The organism is Lacisediminimonas profundi, from assembly GCF_008831265.1.
GTDB lineage: Bacteria > Pseudomonadota > Gammaproteobacteria > Burkholderiales > Burkholderiaceae_D > Lacisediminimonas > Lacisediminimonas profundi.
Genome location: NZ_VTTH01000005.1, coordinates 380,186 through 397,723 on the forward strand (window position 1 = coordinate 380,186; position 17,538 = coordinate 397,723).

Sequence of the window (17,538 nt, forward strand, 5' to 3'; positions counted from 1 at the left end):
CGCACGCGGGGCGCAGCACGCAATCGGGTAACATGTCGCCTCCGTTCGACTGATTGCCCCGCATGTCCATTGCCCTCATCCTGCTTCCCGATTTCGCCATGATCCTGCTGGGCGTGCTGCTGATGCGGTTCACCAAATGGGGCGACGAGTTCTGGGCCGGCCTGGAAAAGCTGGTGTATTTCATCCTGTTCCCTACCCTGCTTTTCTATTCCACCGCGCGAACGCCGATGGATTTCATCAGCGCCGGGAAAATGCTGCAGGTATCCATGGCTGGCCTGCTTTGCGCCATCGCACTGGCCTGGCTCGCCAAACGCCTGTTCCGCGCCGGGCCGATGATGTTCGAATCGGGCGTGCAAACGGCATTCCGTTTCAACAGCTACATCGCGCTGGCCCTCGCCTACCGCCTTGGCGGCAACGAAGGAACCTCGCTGATGGCGCTGATCATGGCGTTCGCCATACCCATCTGCAACGTGGCGGCAGTGCATGCGCTGGTGCACCGTGGCGGCGGCTTGCTGAAGGAACTGGCGCGCAACCCGCTGCTGATCGCGACTGTCAGCGGCCTGCTGTTCAATGTCGCCGGCCTGCATCTGCCGGAGGTGGTCGAGATCACGATGTCACGAATCGGCAACGCCTCGATTGCGCTAGGGCTGATGCTGGTGGGCGCCGGCCTGCGGCTGGGCGGACTGCACGAGGGAAAAGGCCTCGCGGCCTACTTGATCCTGGTGAAACTGGTGGCCTATCCGGCGATGGCGCTGCTTCTCGCGCAATGGACAGGACTGACTGGCCTGCAATTGCAGATAGTCGTGATGTATGCAGCACTGCCGACTGCCGCCAGCGCCTACGTACTCGCGGCTCGCCTGGGCGGCAACGGGCCTTTCGTCGCATTCCTGGTCTCGGCCGGCACCGTGCTGTCAGCCTTGACGCTGCCGGTGTGGCTGCTGGCGACGCGTTGAGAGTCGGATGTCGCGCTCTTCCGTCAAGGGCTGGTCATTACCCACATCGCGATTGACAGCGTAGACTCGCTCACGCCAAGAACGCTCCCTCCCCTTGAAAGCTGAGCATTACCCGTATCCGTGGGTGAGTGGTTTGGTGGTTCTGCGGTTGGTGGCTTGCGGTTCGTGTGGCTGGGTTTGATGGCTGTGGTTGTGAAGCCGGGAGACACCCCGGCGGGTGTGTTTCTTTCTTTTAAAAAAAGAAAGAAACCAAAGAAAACACCGTCAAAACCCACTTGGCCAACGCCCGCCTCGGTAGCCAACCAGACGCGGATGTCTGGGCTAATCCAGTGCGGCGTTCGCGAGAGATGATCCCTCGGCTGTGTGCCGCTTACCTAATCAGCCAACCCCATGAAGTGTCTTATACCGATGCCCGGCGCACCGTTGACTCTTAATGTTTTTCGAAGCTTCAAATTGGCGACGGGCCTGTTCAAGGAGAGGCGGAACGCCGTAATACCTTGCGTTGACCCCATCCCCGCTTGCAGGGAGCGTCTGCGCTTGCAAGCGCAGACCGTTCCGCAGGCGGGCAGCATGCTGCCCGAAACCCCTGCTACACCCCCGCCCTCCCCTTGAAAGGGAGGGAGCGTTAGTGGCGTGCGCCGGTCTACGCTGTCAATCACGCATTGGGAAATGATCAGGCCCCAGGCAACCCGACCACAAGACCCAATTAGCGGCTTCGAAAATAATTAGGAGTCAACGAGCGAGAGTGTGCGGTCGGCGGCATTGAAGCGGGTTGACTGATCCCGGTCAGAGGCGAGCGTGTGGCAGGACCTTCCTCGCGAACGTCGCACTGGTTCGGCCCAGGCGTCCGAGTCTGGTTGGCGTTCGAAGCGGGCGTTGGCCAAGTGGGTTTTGACCTCCTTTTCTTTGGTTTCTTTCTTTTTTCAAAAGAAAGAAACACACCCGCCGGGGTGTCTCCCGGCTTCACAACCACAAACAACAAACCCAGCCACACGACCCGCAAGCCAAAAAACCACAAAACCACGGTTATGGGTAAGGCTCAACCCTTGAAAGGGAGGGAGCTACAAAGTCGTTCGGCCGTTGACGCTCTTGCTGCGGAGAAAAAGCATTCTCGTCATGCGCCGGTCAACTGCCAGCACCATGACACGCCAGCGCCCATTCCACATGCTCGCGCACCAGGGCCGACGGATGCGCCTGCCGGCCACGCAGCGCGGCCACGATGTCCGGCGCGCCGCGCAGACCGCTGACTGCAGCATTGCCAAGTCCGACCGCAATATTGCGCAACCATCTCTCATGCCCGATACGCCGGATCGCACTACCCTCCAGCCGTCGATTGAAATCATCTTCGCTCCAGCCGAACAGGTCGACCAGCGTCGCCTGGTCCAGTCCGTTGCGGGCGTCGAAGTCCGGCAGCGAGGCACGCCCCGCGTACTTGTTCCACGGGCAGGCCAGCTGGCAGTCGTCGCAGCCAAGCACCCGATTGCCAATCATTGGCCGCATCTCGACCGGAATGCTGCCCTTGAGCTCGATCGTCAGGTAGGAAATGCAGCGCCGCGCATCCAGCCGGTACGGGCCCAGTATGGCTTGTGTCGGACAGGCATCGATGCAGGCGCTGCATTGCCCGCAGTGATTGGTGACGGACTGGTCCACCGGCAGTGGCAGGTCGGTGAAAATCTCGCCCAGGAAAAACATCGAACCGGCATCGCGGTTGAGCAGCAGCGTGTGCTTGCCGCGCCAGCCCAGCCCCGACTTTTCCGCCAGCGCGACTTCCAGTACCGGGGCGGAGTCGGTGAACACCCGATACGCTGTCTTCCCCACTTCCTGTTCAATCCTGGTCGCCAGCTGCTGCAGGCGTTGCCGGATCACCTTGTGGTAATCCCTGCCGCGGGCATAGACCGAGACAATGGCGTCGCCGGGCTGCCGCAAGCGGCCCTGCTCGACCGTCCGCCAGTCGTCGCCTCTTGAAGCCGGCAGATAATCCATGCGCGCAGTGAGCACCCGCACCGTACCAGGCACCAGTTCCGACGGGCGGGTACGCTTGCTGCCGTGGGCTGCCATATAATCCATCTCGCCGTGATAGCCGGCGGCCAGCCATGCTTCGAAACCCGGTTCGCGGTCGGACAGGTCGACATCCGCGATGCGCAGTTCGGCAAAACCAAGCTCGCGCGCCCATGCCTTGATGGCGAGCGCCAGCGCGGGCAGGTCGGTGGAGGGCGGGTCTTGCACAATGAACACGGTATTTTTCCTCTGGCAGAAAGCCATTTTACGCAATGCGCCATTTGACGTTTCACTTGCCTGACGAAGGCGCGACCCGGCAACTCGGCGCGGCGCTGGCCGCCGTGCTGACGCCAGGGCTGGTGATCTACCTGCACGGCGACCTGGGCGCCGGAAAAACCTCGCTGGTGCGGGCCATGCTGCACGCAGCCGGCCATGCCGGACATGTGAAAAGCCCGACTTACACGCTGGCCGAGCCCTACTCGCTGCAACTGGACGGCAAGCCGGTCGAGATCATCCATTTCGACTTGTACCGCATGGGCAGTCCGGAAGAATTCCTCGATGCCGGATTCCGCGACCACTTCAACCACCAGACCATCTGCCTGGTCGAATGGCCGGAGAAAGGCGCGGCAGTGTTACCAGCACCCGACATTCATGTGTTCTTGCGCCTTGCAGGACAAGGCCGTGAGGTAGAATTGCACGCGTTGTCCGATGAGGGTGTTCAATGTCTCGACCGTCTGCACTACGCTCCGCATCGCTGAATCCGACTTCCCGTCGCACCGTCCTCAAGGCCGGTGCCACCCTGCTCCTCTCTGTCATTGCTCCCACTGCTGCGCACGCTGCGCAGATACTGGCGGTACGCGTCTGGCCGGCTGAAGATTACACCCGCGTCACGCTGGAAAACGACAGTCACCTGAAGACCACGCATTTCATCGTCAAGGATCCTGAACGGCTGGTGGTCGATATCGAAGGCATCGACCTGAATCCGACGCTTAAGGGGCTGGTGGCCAAGATCGCACCCAACGATCCCTACATCCGCCAGGTGCGCGTCGGACAGAACCGGCCCAAGGTGGTGCGGCTGGTGTTCGACCTGAAAGAAGAAATCACGCCCCAGGTGTTCATGTTGCAGCCGGTCGCCAATTACCAGCACCGCCTGATCTTCGACCTGTACCCGGTCAACCCGCCGGACCCGATCGCGGCACTGATCGCGAAAGGCGGCTGGGACAAGGAGGCGCCCGCGGCACCGATCGACCAGAAGCCGACGCCGGCGCCGACCCTCCCGGAAGACACCGCTACAGCAAAAGCAAAACCCGGCCTGGACCAGCCCGCCCGCAGCCAGACTTCCCGCATGATCACGATTGCGCTCGATCCTGGCCATGGCGGCGAGGATCCGGGCGCGGTCGGGCGCGGCGGCAGCCGGGAAAAAGATGTGGTGCTGGCGATTGCGCGGCGGCTCAAGGCACGGATCGAGGAACAGCCGAACATGCGGGTGCTGCTGACCCGCGACGGCGATTACTTCGTTCCCTTGCATGTACGGGTGCAGAAAGCGCGGCGGGTGCAGGCAGACCTGTTCGTCTCCATCCATGCCGACGCATTCATCGAACCGACCGCGCGCGGCGCGTCGGTGTTCGTGCTGTCGGACAAGGGCGCCAGTTCGGCTGCCGCCCGCTGGCTGGCAAACAAGGAGAACTCGGCCGACCTGATCGGCGGGGTCAACCTGAAGCGCCACGACCGCCAGCTGGCCAGCGTATTGCTCGACTTGTCGACCACGGCGCAGATCAACGACAGCCTGAAGCTGGGCCGCGCGGTACTGAGCGAGATCGGCGGCATCAACCGGCTGCACAAGGCAGCGGTGGAGCAGGCCGGGTTCGCTGTGCTGAAAGCGCCGGACATTCCCAGCATCCTGGTCGAGACCGCGTTCATCTCCAACCCGGAAGAAGAAGCCAAGCTCAACGACAGCAACTACCAGGACAAGCTGGCGGATGCGGTCATGACCGGCATCCGGAAATACTTCGCGAAAAATCCGCCGCTGGCCAAGAACCCGATGATGTGAGCACTGGCTTTCAGGCTGGTGGAAAGCGTACCTGGCGAACCTAGCCCGCCTTGCGCCCTACTCGCTGCCACAGCTTCCACAGCGCGCCCAGGATCAGCGGAATCACCGCAGCGCCTACCCCGAGCACCACAATCGTGCTCAGATGGTCGCGGATCACCGGTATGTTGCCGAAGAAGTAGCCTGCCATGACCAGGCCGGCCACCCAGATCACGGCGCCGGTGACGTTATAGAACTGGAACTTGGCAAACGACATGTTCGATACGCCAGCCACAAAGGGCGCGAAGGTCCGCACAATGGGGATGAAGCGCGACAGGATGATGGTCACGCCGCCATGGTTCTCGTAGAAAGCATGCGTCTTTTGCAGCGCCGCCTTGTCGATCCACCTGTAGTCGTGCGTGAACACCTTGTGCCCGATCGCATTGCCTATCCAGTAATTGACGGTATTGCCGGCAATTGCGGCCGTGACCAGCAGCGCGATCAGGATGCCGGCATTCATCGACCCGGTTGCGCAGAACGCACCGGCAATGAACAGCAGCGAATCGCCTGGCAGGAAAGGGAATATCACCAGGCCGGTCTCGGCGAACACGATGCCCGACAGGACGACATAGACCATCGTGCCGTATTCGTTGATCAGCAAGCCCAGGGATTTGTCGACATGCATGATCATGTCGAGGAATTGAATGAAAGTCATCGATTGCCGGATTGTTCACGCAGGGATGCGGCGTGATTCGCAAAAACAAGGGTAATGCGGGTGCGTGCGCATGACAGCAGATGCGTCAACCGCGGGCGAAATCATACACCAGCGGCGCTATAATCCACTGATGAATCCCAAGCCGCTTTCCGTACGTCCGATACAACAACTCCCTGACCAGCTGATCTCGCAGATCGCCGCCGGCGAAGTAATCGAACGGCCCTCTGCCGTCGTCAAGGAATTGCTCGAAAACGCACTGGATGCGGGTGCGACCCAGATCACGGTCCGGCTGGAACAGGGCGGCTGCAAGCGCATCTGCATTACTGATAACGGACGCGGCATCGCCAACCAGGAAATGCCGCTGGCGCTGGCGCGCCACGCCACCTCCAAGATCGCCTCGCTGTCCGACCTGGAAAACGTGATGACACTCGGTTTTCGGGGCGAAGCGCTGGCATCGATCGCGTCGGTGTCGCAGTTGACGCTGACCTCGCGCACCGCGGATGACGCCCATGCCTGGGAAATCGCTGGCGGCGATGCGCCGGTACCCGCTTCCGCCGCACCCGGCACATCGGTGGACGTGCAGGACCTGTACTACAACACGCCGGCCCGCCGCAAGTTCCTGAAAACCGAGCAGACCGAATTCGGCCACTGCCTGGAAGTGGTGCGGCGCATTGCGCTGGCCCGCCCTGACGTTACATTCTCGCTCACGCACAACGGCAAGACCGTCGACCACTGGAACACCGGCGAGCTGGCGCGCCGCAGCGCCCAGGTGATGGGCGACGAATTTGCCGGCGCCCGCCTGCCGCTGCACCAGGCCGCCGGGCCGCTGACCCTGTCCGGCTACGTCGGCCTGCCCACTGCTGCGCGCATGCGCGCCGACAGCCAGTATTTCTACGTCAACGGCCGATTCGTTCGCGACAAGCTGCTGACGCATGCGGTGCGCGCCGCCTACCAGGATGTCTTGCATGGCGACCGCTTCCCGAGCTACCTGCTGAGCCTGGACCTCGATCCGGCCCTGGTCGATGTCAATGTGCACCCGTCCAAGATCGAAGTGCGTTTTCGCGATAGCCGGGCCGTGCATCAATTTGTATTCCATGCCGTGCGCGACGTGCTGGCGCAAACCTCGGCCACCGCCTACGGCACCGCGCCGCCGCCGCAACCGGTGACATCGTCGCCAGGTTTGTCGTGGATACGCGAACAGGCCGGCTTGCCGCTGCGCGCCCAGCCGGCCGGCGTGGCCCAGGACATGGCGCAGTACGGGGCGCTGTTCGGCGCTGCGACGGCGCTGGGTGGCAACCCGCAATCGGCACGTGAAGCCGGCGGCGAATATTCCTCTGCAGCGCTGGCGGCCGGCCCCGCAACCGATCACCGTGCGGACGACGGGCAGGATCAATTCCCGCTCGGATTCGCGCTGGCCCAGCTGCACGGCGTGTATGTGCTGGCCCAGAATGCGCGCGGACTGGTGCTGGTGGACATGCATGCGGCGCACGAGCGCATCCTGTATGAACAATTCAAGCAGTCGCTGGATGCGGATGCGGTACAGGTGCAGCCCTTGCTGATTCCCGTCACCTTCTACGCCGACCCGGTGGAAGTCGGCACCGTCGACGAGCACCAGCCGGTGCTGGCTTCCCTCGGCTTCGACATCTGCGCGATGTCGCCGACCACGCTGGCGGTGCGCGCGATCCCGGCCTTGCTGAAGAATGCCGATGCACAGGCGCTGGCGCGCGACGTGCTGCGCGAAGTGCGCGAATTCGGCGGCTCGCAGGTGCTGATGGAGCGCCGCAATGCGCTGCTCGGCACCCTCGCCTGCCATACTGCCGTGCGCGCCAACCGCGCGCTGACGATACCCGAAATGAATTCCCTGCTGCGCCAGATGGAAGCGACCGATCGTGCCGACCAGTGCAACCATGGCCGCCCGACCTGGGTCCAGCTTGGCCTGGCAGACCTCGACCGCCTGTTCCTGCGTGGGCAGTGAAATGCACCTGCCCTGATGAATTCCGATACCCGACCGCTCCCCCAGTTCGCCCACGCTCCTTTGCTGTTGCTGATCATCGCCTTCCTGATGATGCAGCCGTTGTCGACCGACCTCTACCTGGCCTCGTTGCCCACCTTGTCGAGCGACTTCAAGGTGCCGCTTTCCACGGTACAGCTGACGCTGTCGCTGTTCGTGATCGGCTTCGGCAGCGCGCAACTGGTAATCGGCCCGCTGTCGGACCGCTATGGCCGGCGGCCGGTGTTGCTGTGGGGCCTGGCCTTGTACGCGGTGGGATCAGTGCTGTGCGGGCTGGCGCCAAGCATCGAACTGCTGATCCTTGCCCGCTTCCTGCAGGCAGTCGGCTGTTGCTCCGCCGTCATGATCGCCCGCGCCATCGTGCGCGACGCCTACGACCCCGTGCATAGTGTCAAGGTGATCGCCCGCGCCAGCACCTGGCTGTCGCTGGCCCCCCTGCTGGCGCCGATACTCGGCTCTTACCTGCAGGTCGCATTCGGCTGGCGGGCAGCGTTCGCCGTCCACACGCTGTTGTCCGTCAGCCTGCTGCTGCTGACCTTCCTGCGGCTGCCGGAAACCAACCTGCACAAGAATCCCGGGGCGACCAACTTCGCCGGGCTTTCCCACAGCTTCCGGCTGGTGCTCGGATCGCGCGAATTCTGGGCTTATGCGCTGCCTGGCGCGCTGTCCTACGGTTCAATCTTTGCATTCATCTCGGGCGCATCGATCGTGCTGATCCAGGTGCTGCACGTACCCACCGCGTATTTCGGATACTGCTTCGCCATCGGCGTATCGGGCTACCTGAGCGGCACGCTGGTGTGCCGGCGCCTGCTGTCGCGTCTAGGGGCGACAGCCACCTTCCGCATCGGCAGCGCGATCTCCCTCGGAGCCGGCACGCTGTTCCTGGCCGCAGTGCTGGCCGGCTTTGCGCACTGGTCGGTCATGGTGGCTGCCATGTTCCTGACCTTGAGCGCGCACGGCATCAATTTTCCGATCGGCCAGTCCGGCGCCGTCAGCCCGTTTCCACGCCAGGCCGGGACGGCGGCCGGGCTGATGGGAGCGCTCAGCATGCTGGTGGCATTCATCGTCGGCAGCATCGTCGGCGCCACCCATAACGGCACGCTCTACCCGCTTGGGCTGGTCGTGTGCGCGCTCGGGCTGTCAATCTTTGCCGCGACGCGGCTGCTGGCGCCGGCAGAGGCGGCTGCATGAGCGGTGGCCTGCACCCGCTGGCGGTAGCGATCATGGGGCCGACCGCCTCGGGCAAGACTGCGGCGGCGCTGGCGGTCGCCCGGGAGATCCCGTGCGAGATCATCTCGGTCGACTCGGCCCTGGTGTATCGCGGCATGGACATCGGCACCGCCAAACCCACGCCCGAAGAGCGCGCGCTGGTGCCGCATCACCTGATCGACATACTCGATCCGTCCGAATCCTATTCAGTGCGCCAGTTCCGCGACGATGCATTGCGCCTCATCGGCGAAATCCTGGCACGTGGCCGGCTGCCGCTGCTGGTAGGCGGCACCATGCTGTATTTCAAGGGCTTGCGCGACGGGCTGGACGAGTTGCCGCAAGCCGACCCCGCGATCCGGGCCAGGCTGGACGCCGAAGCCGCGCAGCAAGGCGTGCCGGCCCTGCATGCGCGACTGGCATCGCTCGATCCGGTCACGGCGGCGCGGCTGGACCCGAACGACTCGCAGCGCATCCAGCGGGCACTCGAAATCATCGAACTGAGCGGCCAGCCGATGTCGGCCTTGCTGGCACGGGCCAGCCACGCGCCGCTGCCCTTCGAACTGTTGCCGATTTCACTAGAACCCTCGGACCGTGCAGTCTTGCACGCCCGCATTGCCGCCCGTTTCGACGCGATGCTGGCCGATACCGGGCATGGACTGCTGGCAGAAGTGGCGGCACTGCGCGCCCGGGGCGACCTGAGCCCGAACCTGCCTTCAATGCGCTGCGTCGGTTACCGGCAGGCCTGGGAATACCTCGATGGCGCCATCGACCTCGCCACCATGCGGGACAAAGGCATCGCCGCCACGCGCCAGCTATGCAAGCGCCAGCTCACCTGGCTGCGCTCGATGCCGGACCGCAAAGTCATCGACTGCCTGGCGCCGGATGCCGCCGAACAGGTGCTTGCCGCCATCCGGCAGGCATTGGGAAAACAGAAAATGGACAGTGCCGGTTGACACATGCCGCCCAGACAGCGATAATTTCGGGCTTCGTTCGGTGATATAGCTCAGTTGGTTAGAGCACAGCACTCATAATGCTGGGGTCGGTGGTTCAAGTCCACCTATCACCACCAAAAACACGTTTCAAGAAGTACCAAGAAGTACCGAAACCCGCGATTCTCTCTATGAGGTCGCGGGTTTTTTGTTGCCATAACGTCCCGTGAAGTTTCTGGACATCCCAGATTTTTGACGGTACTTTTGACGGTATACCCCCTACCGCCAAAACGTATACCGTCAAAATGCCAAAACTCGTCACCCCACTGACTGACGTGCAGCCACGAAACGCAAAGCCAAAAGCCAAGCCTTACAAGCTGGCGGACGGCGGCGGGCTGTATCTTTTGGTGAACGCAGACGGTGCCAAGTACTGGCGCATGGACTACCGGCACGTCGATACCAGGCGGACCCTCGCCTTTGGCAAGTACCCTGAAGTGTCCCTTACCGATGCGCGCGCCAAGCGTACCCAGGCGCGCCGCCTGCTGGATGCCGGAATCGACCCCGGCGAGCAGCGCAAAGCACAAAAGGCGGCGGGCAAGGAACGCGCCGGCAACAGCTTCGAGGCCATTGCCCGCGAGTGGTTTGGCAAGCACCAGGCCGGCTGGGCCGCAAGCCACGCGGACAAGATCATCGCCCGCTTGGAAAGCGATGTGTTCCCGTGGATCGGCGCGCGGCCAGTCGCTGAAGTTACGGCGCCGGATCTGTTGGCAGTGGTTCGCCGGATCGAGGGGCGTGGTGTGCTGGAGACGGCACACCGTGCCCTGGCGAATTGCGGTCAGGTGTTTCGCTACGCCGTCGCCACTGGCCGCGCTGAGCGGGACCCCTCTGGCGATCTGCGCGGGGCGCTGCCGTCCGTGAAAAGCCGGCGCAAGCATTTCGCGGCCGTCACCGACCCCAAGCAGGTTGCACCCCTGCTGCGCGCGATAGACGGCTATCAAGGCTCGCCAACGGTACGCGCCGCGCTCAAGCTGGCCCCGCTGTTCTTCGTGCGGCCCGGCGAGCTGCGCCAAGCGGAATGGGCAGACTTCGACCTGGACGGGGCGGAGTGGCGCTACACGGTCACCAAAACGAAATCCCCGCACATTGTGCCGCTGGCGACGCAAGCGCTGGCAGTCCTGCGGGATCTGCACCCGCTGACCGGCGCTGGCCGGTACCTGTTTCCCAGTCCGCGAACCCGAGAGAGGCCGCTAAGCGATAACGGCGTGCTGTCCGCATTGCGGCGCATGGGAATCGACAAGGAAGAAATGAGCGGCCACGGCTTCAGAGCAATGGCTCGCACGATCCTTGACGAAGTGTTGAAGTTTCCGATTGACCGCATCGAGCACCAGCTCGCCCACGCGGTACGCGATCCGAACGGGCGGGCATACAACCGCACCACGCACCTGGACGAGCGGCGCGCCATGATGCAAGCGTGGGCGGACTACCTGGACGCGCTGAAGGCCGGCGCGGACGTCATTCCCATCAGGCCGGCTGCCGCGTGACGGCGGCCCGGCGGCCGTTTCCGCTCTGAAGGCAGCGTGCAGCAAGTCAATTTTTGCGGCCAAGGATGTTGATGGGGCGGTCTCCGGACCATTATTTTGCTTGGGGACATGGGGACAGATAAAAAAGTAATGTAAGTAATTGAATATATTAAATATATCTGTCCCCAGTTTGTCCCCAAAGGGGGCTAAATTCTCGGGGACAAACTGGGGACAAACCAATGCCGGCATCCGCGCCTTAACCGGGATGGGCGTGTGCTTGTACTGTCGCGGGCGTGGTGTCATCCGCACCTGGCAAGACCTGACCGCACTTCTGGAAACGATGCGCGAGAGGGGTTTTCTTCGCGCCCACCCCCACCGCGCGGGGTGGCGCAATGCCCGAGGTCCGTGTTTGAAGCATGCGCCGTAGAGCTGTGGATAACTGCCGACCGATTGAGTCGGCGCGATTGCTGAAAAAGTAAGCAAATGCAGTGGGCGAACAATCCGTTAGCTTTCAATGAGTTACAGCGCCCGTTTGCCGGTTGTGCACAGGCGCGAAAAATCAGAGGTTGCATAACGGGTGTTATGTAAAATTGCTGCACTTTTTATAGGTTTTTGCAGCATTATGCGAATGCATGCTATCCTATGCCGTAGGCATAGGACGGAGAGGAAATGGACATTCAGGAATTTAAAGACCAGCTTTCTGCGCTGAGCTGGAAGCAAGCGGACTTCTGTAGGAAGACCGGCGTCGAACGCAATACGCCAAGCCGCTGGATCAATGGGCGGACGCCGATCCCGGACTGGGTGCCGGCCTACCTGGGGGCGATGCTGGCCATCATGAAACTGTATGAGCAGTTCGTCTGCCCTGATCAAGCCAGCGGGGCTGGCCAGCCGGAAATACAGCTCGCAAAGGGTCCGGACATCGAGAGAGGATAAGCGCCGGTCACGCGGGGACACCACCAGGTGGTCCGGCCGCGCATCACGGTACTATTGATTTTGCCAAGCCTAGAGCGGCCACTCGAAAGCCGGACACCTTCGCCGGTTGGCTTGGCAATCCCCACGAAGGCGCGCATTGAAGGATGCAAGCCATGAACGACCGTCCGAGAGAATGGCGGACATTCTCTGACATCGGGGAGCTGGAGTACGTCTGCGATTTGTTGCGTGAACAGGGGCAGGCCGATTCGGTAGAACCGGGCGTGCTTTCCACGATCCTGAAGCGTCTGGAAGTTCAAGAGGCGGCTCAGCAGGAAAAGATTTACGTCTCTGTGGCAGGGCGATGCGTCGAAACTTACCTAGCGGCTCGCTATCGGGTAGTGAGGGCCTTGGTGGAATCGCTTCGTCAGAACCCCTGTAACGTGCTGGAACGCGTTCGTCAGCTCGAAGTCCTGCTGCACAAAATCTACATCTTTTCACTTATGACGCCGGATGAATTCTACCGGCTGGAGCAAAGCGAGAAAGAGAAAAGTGAAAAAGTTGATGTAGTTGAGTTGGCCTGGAAGAATCGCGCTAACTCTAAAGACAAAGAGTTATTTAAGGCATGGGCGAAAACCAAGAAGGATGCGCATTGGAACGTCAAGGAGATGCGCGGTAGCCATGACTATCCCCTGGAAAAGGAGTTGTACACCGACGATGCGCTGAAGGACTGGTTCAAAGCGGCAGTCCCGGGGTTCAAGTTCAAGACCGGCCGCAACGCCTCCGGTGCCTCTTCCAAGCAAAGCAAAAAAAATAAGTAGGGGTTTATCGGATAAACCCCATGTTTATCGGATTGGCGGGAATTTTCGACGCGCACATATTCTGAGATCGTTAGCCCATACCGCACGTTGCGGGGTCTCATGGGGTAACAAAGATGCCAAAAGAAACGCAATCTGCCGGTCCGCTCCTGCGGCTCCCATCGGTGGAGGTCAAGACCTGCCTCTCCAAGACTGAAATCTACCGGCGCATTAAAGAAAAAACGTTCCCCAGGCCAGTGAAGCTGGGCGTTCGTGCCGTCGCCTGGACGTCAGCTTCCATTGATGAGTGGGTGCAGTCTCTCATCCAATCGGCGGACAAGTGATCGGCGCTGAATTCGGCATGCCTGAATTCACTCAGATCATCCCGGCCGATAAATCTTTCTTCGTCCTGGACGTCCTGTATGACGACAACGGCTATCCAGTCGCGCCAATCAAATACCTGGTGGTCGCATGGGCGCTGGAAGAAGGCACGCTTGCGCCCTACCCTGTCACCTTGGAAGGGGTGCAGACAGCCAGCTGCTACATCCTGCAACCGGACGGCGCGGTAGAGCGGCCGGGGATCGACGGCTTCGCCAACATCGAAGACTGGCTTGCGGATCAGCAGAGTGATCACGCTTTTCGTACGGAGCTGCAGCGGCCGGCAGTGGCCCGCGCAGAGCAGAAATGAGCGATGGGATGCACCCCAACTCCGTTAGCGCCCAGCGTGCCCGGTTACTGGACCAGCTGCGCCAAGGTCCGGTTTCGACGCTGGATGCTCGCGCGGTGCTGGACGTGATGCATCCCGCTGCGCGGGTCATGGAGCTGCGCGAACAAGGCTATCAGATAGAAACCCTCTGGAGCCGCGAGCCGTCGCCCTGCGGGCGTTTGCACCGGGTTGCCCGATACGTTCTCCTGCCAAGCAATGACGCGCCCCGTCTACCTTTGCGCTTTCGGCAGGCGGTCGGATCGTCGCGGAGGGTGGCGCAATGATTGCCCTGCCCTGCTGGAAAGCCACTGTGCGCGCAGGCAATGGCGGTGCCCGTTGCTGCTGCACCTGGCGGGACCTGGAGATGCTGCCAACGAGCAGGCTTGCAGCTGCGATCAACCCGCGCTATGCTGTGGGCGTCGCTGACAAAGAGGCGACCGGGTTTGAGAGCCCGAACTACACCGGCGAACGAGCCGCCCCCTGCGGCTATTTTTTCGTTCGTTTTGCCTCCGTGCGCCTTCAATGGGCGGCGGTGGTGGGGAGCCTTCGGGCTGCCGGTCGCCGTGTGTGCCGGTCTCTCAACCCCGCCATCTGCCGCCCCCCTCGTTTGAGAGCGAGGCGCGGTGTGACTCACACACACGGAGGCTCACATGCCTAGCACACGTTCGGCCATTCAAGTAGTACCCCCATCGACATCCCCAACGCTGATGAGCTACCCAGAGCGCCAGCTCTTGAGTGCATTCCGCAGCCTCAAATCCAACGAAAAGCAGGCAATTCTGCGCCTCGCGGCGACGCTTCGCGGCCCCGCTTCGCGTCCTTCGCACCTGTCCCTTGTGAAAGCGAGCGCGGCAAAGGGAGCGGGCCATGAATAAGGCGACTCCACCGAAGGCGATTCCAACGAAACAGAAAGGCGGGCACGCCTATACCGTTCCCGGCATTCACCCTGGAGTCAACCTCGCAATCACTGGCGAGGGCTACGGCGCAGTAGCACGAGACTATTGCAACATGCGCGCTACGCAACTATGCGCCTTGCTTAACGTGATTTCTGGTGAGGGGCACAACAACTTCATGTTGTACGGCGATGAGATTCAGGACGATGTGATGTGGCTGGCGCGAAGCCTGGCCGAGGAAATTAAATCCTTGATTCCGATCGTCGCAGATGAAGGCGAGCGATCAACCGGGGGGGCGGCATGACGCAATGCCGGCCGATATCCAATCGTCCGCGGCCGCCGAGCGCCCGGGCGTCGCCAGAAAAAAAGCATCCACGCCGGTTGATTCAACTGACGACATTCACTTAGGGATCTGTTTGATGAGTAACCCAAGTACTGAAGCGATTCGCGCGGCACTCACGTTCATTCCGGCTGATGAGCGTGATCTGTGGTGGCGAATCGGTATGGCGTTAAAGTCCGAGCTGGGCGGCGACGGTTTTGAAATGTTCGACACCTGGAGCCAGAGCGCCCCGAACTACGACGCGAAAGCGGCGAAGTCAAGCTGGAAGAGCTTCAAGCCGGGCGGCGGCTTGACGATCGCAACGCTGCTTGCTGAAGCCAAGCAGCGAGGTTTTGACCCGAAGCGGTACGCGCCGGCAGTGCCGCTCTCGAAAGCAGACCGCGAGCGGATCAGCCGGGAGCGTGTCGAGCGCGAGCGCGCTGGTGCCGAGGAAGTCGCAAAGAATCAAAAGGCGGCAGCCAAGGAAGCGGAAAAGATTTGGGCTACCGCGTCGGAATCGGGCGGGGCGCCGTACCTGGTGCGCAAGGCGGTCAACGGGTACGGCGTGCGCTTCGCGGCTGATGCACTGGTCATTCCACTGCTAGACGGTGACGGCAAGCTGTGGAATGTGCAGCGCATATTTGCTGACGGCGGAAAGCGCTTCCTTGCTGGCGGCCGGGTGTCCGGATGCTTTCACATCATCGGTGAGGTCAGAACCTCCGAATGGCTGCTGATCGCGGAGGGGTACGCCACAGCGGCGACATTGCACCAGGTGACGGGGTTCGCTGTCGCGGTGGCCTTCAATGCGAACAATATCGGGCATGTGGCGATCGCGCTGCGCAAGCGACACCCGGACGCAAAGATGATGATCTGCGCCGACGACGATCGGGCGACCGAAGCGAAGACCGGGAAGAACCCCGGCAGTACAGCAGCAATGCAGACCGCGCAAAAAGTGAGCGGACATTGGTGCAAGCCGAGCGGCCTGCCTGAAGACGGCACGGATTTCAACGACCTTGCCGCCGCTGCTGGCCTCGATGTGGTGCGGCAGCAAATCGACGCGGCCACCACGGCTGCCGATGCGGACAAATCGCCCGCTGTGGCCACGAATGGCGCGCGGCAAGACGCAGACAAGGGCAAGCACAACAAAGCGGCTGACGGGCCCGATACGGCGGCCAGTGACGCGCCATCGACGCGGCCATTCTTTCATGTTGACGAGCGTGGCGTCTGGTATCACGGGTTCAGCCCGCAAGGCGACCCGCTGCCGGCGCAATGGATCTGTTCGCCGCTTCACGTCCCCGCGAAATCGCGTGACGCCGGCAACGGTGAGTGGGGCTACCTGCTGGAATTCCTGGACGCAGACGGCAAACAGAAACGGTGGGCGATGCCCGCCAGTATGCTGGCCGGCGACGGCACCCAGTATCGTGGCGTGCTGCTCTCGATGGGGCTGCAGATCGGTGCCGGGACACAGGCTAAGAATCAGCTTACGGTGTACATCCAGACCAGGCAGACCGATGCGCGGGTTCGATGCACAGATCGAATCGGCTGGCATGACGACGTGTATGTGCTGCCGGACCGGACCATCGGTGAAGGCGCGGAATCGGTCATGTTTCAATCCGTCGGGGGCGTGGTGTCGCAGTTCAAGCAGATGGGCACTCTGGAGCAATGGCGCGATGAGGTTGCCGCGCCGTGTGTTGGTAACTCGCGGCTGCTGTTCTGTGTCAGTGCAGCGTTCGCCGCCCCGCTGCTCTACCACTCGGGTGTGCCATCTGGTGGGTTCCACATCTGGGGCGACAGCTCCACGGGCAAATCGACCGCGTTCAAAGTGGCGGGCTCCGTCTATGGCGGGAAGGATTACCCGCGCAATTGGCGAATGACCGATAACGCCCTGGAGACCGTGGCAGCTCAACACTCGGACGCACTGCTTTTACTCGATGAGATTGCGCAAGTCGATCCTAAGGTGGTGGGCGATACCGTGTACATGCTGGCCAACGAAACCGGCAAGGGACGCGCCACGCAGACCGCGACAGCCAGACGCACCCATACCTGGCGCGTGCTGTTCCTGTCCGATGGCGAAGTGAGCCTGGCGAATCACATGTCGGAGGCCGGCAAGGGAACTCGTGGCGGGCACGATGTACGAATGGCGCACATCGGCGCCGATGCCGGCAAAGGCTTTGGCGTGTATGAGACGCTGCACGATTTCGCGGACGGCGCGACCCTATCGAATCACCTGGTCAGCATGTCGCACCAGTACCACGGCACCGCCGGGATGGCGTTCATCGAATGGGCTGCGGCGCGGGTTGGCAAACTGTCCGAAGCACTACGCTCGCGCGTAGCGGCATTCGCGCATGAGTTGCGGCCGCCGGGCGCACATGGGCAAGTCTCCCGAGTCGCATCGCGCTTCGCCCTGGTGGGCGTGGCCGGCGAAATGGCGACGCATGCCGGCATCACTGGCTGGCCGGAAGGCGAGGCAATGCGGGCGGCCCGTGCTTGCTTTGCGGCCTGGCTGGAAGGGCGCGGCGGGTCCGGCAACACAGAGCATTCGGCAATCGTGCGGCA

General features: G+C 62.2%; 16 protein-coding genes and 1 tRNA gene. 15 read left to right on the forward strand and 2 right to left on the reverse strand.

What is annotated here, in order from left to right:
• The first annotated feature begins 62 nt into the window (after positions 1-62).
• Positions 63-953: an AEC family transporter gene (locus tag FVE66_RS16235; RefSeq protein WP_151448488.1), complete on the forward strand. Its 891-nt coding sequence runs from the start codon at positions 63-65 to the stop codon at positions 951-953.
• A 1,125-nt stretch (positions 954-2,078) separates the two neighbouring features.
• On the opposite strand, the gene queG is transcribed toward FVE66_RS16235, so the two are convergent.
• Complete coding sequence (queG, locus tag FVE66_RS16240; RefSeq protein WP_421830026.1) at positions 2,079-3,188, reverse strand: tRNA epoxyqueuosine(34) reductase QueG; 1,110 nt, start codon at positions 3,186-3,188, stop codon at positions 2,079-2,081.
• Between the two features lie 35 nt (positions 3,189-3,223).
• Between queG and tsaE the strand changes: the two genes are divergently transcribed.
• Together tsaE and FVE66_RS16250 are read left to right on the forward strand one after the other, a co-directional pair.
• The gene (gene tsaE, locus FVE66_RS16245; protein ID WP_151448490.1) at positions 3,224-3,709 is read left to right on the forward strand and encodes a tRNA (adenosine(37)-N6)-threonylcarbamoyltransferase complex ATPase subunit type 1 TsaE; all 486 of its coding nucleotides are present in this window, start codon (positions 3,224-3,226) and stop codon (positions 3,707-3,709) included.
• Positions 3,673-5,001, forward strand: a complete 1,329-nt coding sequence (locus FVE66_RS16250; RefSeq protein ID WP_151448491.1) for an N-acetylmuramoyl-L-alanine amidase — start codon at positions 3,673-3,675, stop codon at positions 4,999-5,001. Before tsaE ends, FVE66_RS16250 begins: the two co-directional genes overlap by 37 nt.
• Before the next feature lie 40 nt (positions 5,002-5,041).
• Here the strand turns inward: FVE66_RS16250 and FVE66_RS16255 are convergent, their stop codons facing one another.
• Positions 5,042-5,692 (reverse strand): VTT domain-containing protein, encoded by a 651-nt coding sequence (locus FVE66_RS16255; RefSeq protein ID WP_151448492.1) that lies wholly within the window; start codon positions 5,690-5,692, stop codon positions 5,042-5,044.
• Positions 5,693-5,822: 130 nt separating this feature from the next.
• On the opposite strand from FVE66_RS16255, the gene mutL reads away from it, so the two are divergent.
• The 12 genes from mutL to FVE66_RS16315 all read left to right on the forward strand — a co-directional run.
• Positions 5,823-7,667: a DNA mismatch repair endonuclease MutL gene (gene mutL / locus FVE66_RS16260; protein WP_194164405.1), complete on the forward strand. Its 1,845-nt coding sequence runs from the start codon at positions 5,823-5,825 to the stop codon at positions 7,665-7,667.
• 15 nt (positions 7,668-7,682) lie between these two features.
• A complete protein-coding gene (locus FVE66_RS16265; RefSeq protein WP_151448494.1) occupies positions 7,683-8,894 on the forward strand; it encodes a multidrug effflux MFS transporter in 1,212 nt (403 codons plus the stop codon).
• A complete protein-coding gene (gene miaA / locus FVE66_RS16270) occupies positions 8,891-9,865 on the forward strand; it encodes a tRNA (adenosine(37)-N6)-dimethylallyltransferase MiaA (RefSeq protein WP_151448495.1) in 975 nt (324 codons plus the stop codon). The genes FVE66_RS16265 and miaA overlap by 4 nt, the downstream gene beginning before the upstream one ends.
• Before the next feature lie 39 nt (positions 9,866-9,904).
• Positions 9,905-9,981, forward strand: a tRNA-Met gene (locus FVE66_RS16275).
• Between the two features lie 165 nt (positions 9,982-10,146).
• On the forward strand, positions 10,147-11,382 hold the full coding sequence (locus FVE66_RS16280; RefSeq protein WP_151448496.1) for a tyrosine-type recombinase/integrase: 1,236 nt from the start codon (positions 10,147-10,149) through the stop codon (positions 11,380-11,382).
• 648 nt (positions 11,383-12,030) lie between these two features.
• On the forward strand, positions 12,031-12,294 hold the full coding sequence (locus FVE66_RS20355) for a hypothetical protein (protein ID WP_194164406.1): 264 nt from the start codon (positions 12,031-12,033) through the stop codon (positions 12,292-12,294).
• A gap of 152 nt (positions 12,295-12,446) precedes the next feature.
• Entirely contained in the window at positions 12,447-13,091 is a 645-nt protein-coding gene (locus FVE66_RS16290; protein ID WP_151448497.1) for a hypothetical protein, read from the forward strand.
• Between the two features lie 113 nt (positions 13,092-13,204).
• The gene (locus FVE66_RS16295) at positions 13,205-13,411 is read left to right on the forward strand and encodes an AlpA family phage regulatory protein (protein WP_151448498.1); all 207 of its coding nucleotides are present in this window, start codon (positions 13,205-13,207) and stop codon (positions 13,409-13,411) included.
• Positions 13,408-13,755, forward strand: a complete 348-nt coding sequence (locus FVE66_RS16300) for a hypothetical protein (RefSeq protein WP_151448499.1) — start codon at positions 13,408-13,410, stop codon at positions 13,753-13,755. The genes FVE66_RS16295 and FVE66_RS16300 overlap by 4 nt, the downstream gene beginning before the upstream one ends.
• A gap of 8 nt (positions 13,756-13,763) precedes the next feature.
• On the forward strand, positions 13,764-14,057 hold the full coding sequence (locus FVE66_RS16305; protein ID WP_151448500.1) for a helix-turn-helix domain-containing protein: 294 nt from the start codon (positions 13,764-13,766) through the stop codon (positions 14,055-14,057).
• A gap of 580 nt (positions 14,058-14,637) precedes the next feature.
• Positions 14,638-14,967 (forward strand): hypothetical protein, encoded by a 330-nt coding sequence (locus FVE66_RS16310; RefSeq protein ID WP_151448501.1) that lies wholly within the window; start codon positions 14,638-14,640, stop codon positions 14,965-14,967.
• Positions 14,968-14,971: 4 nt separating this feature from the next.
• On the forward strand, positions 14,972-17,538 hold a 2,567-nt coding region (locus tag FVE66_RS16315), incomplete at its 3' end, for a DUF927 domain-containing protein (RefSeq protein WP_161993309.1).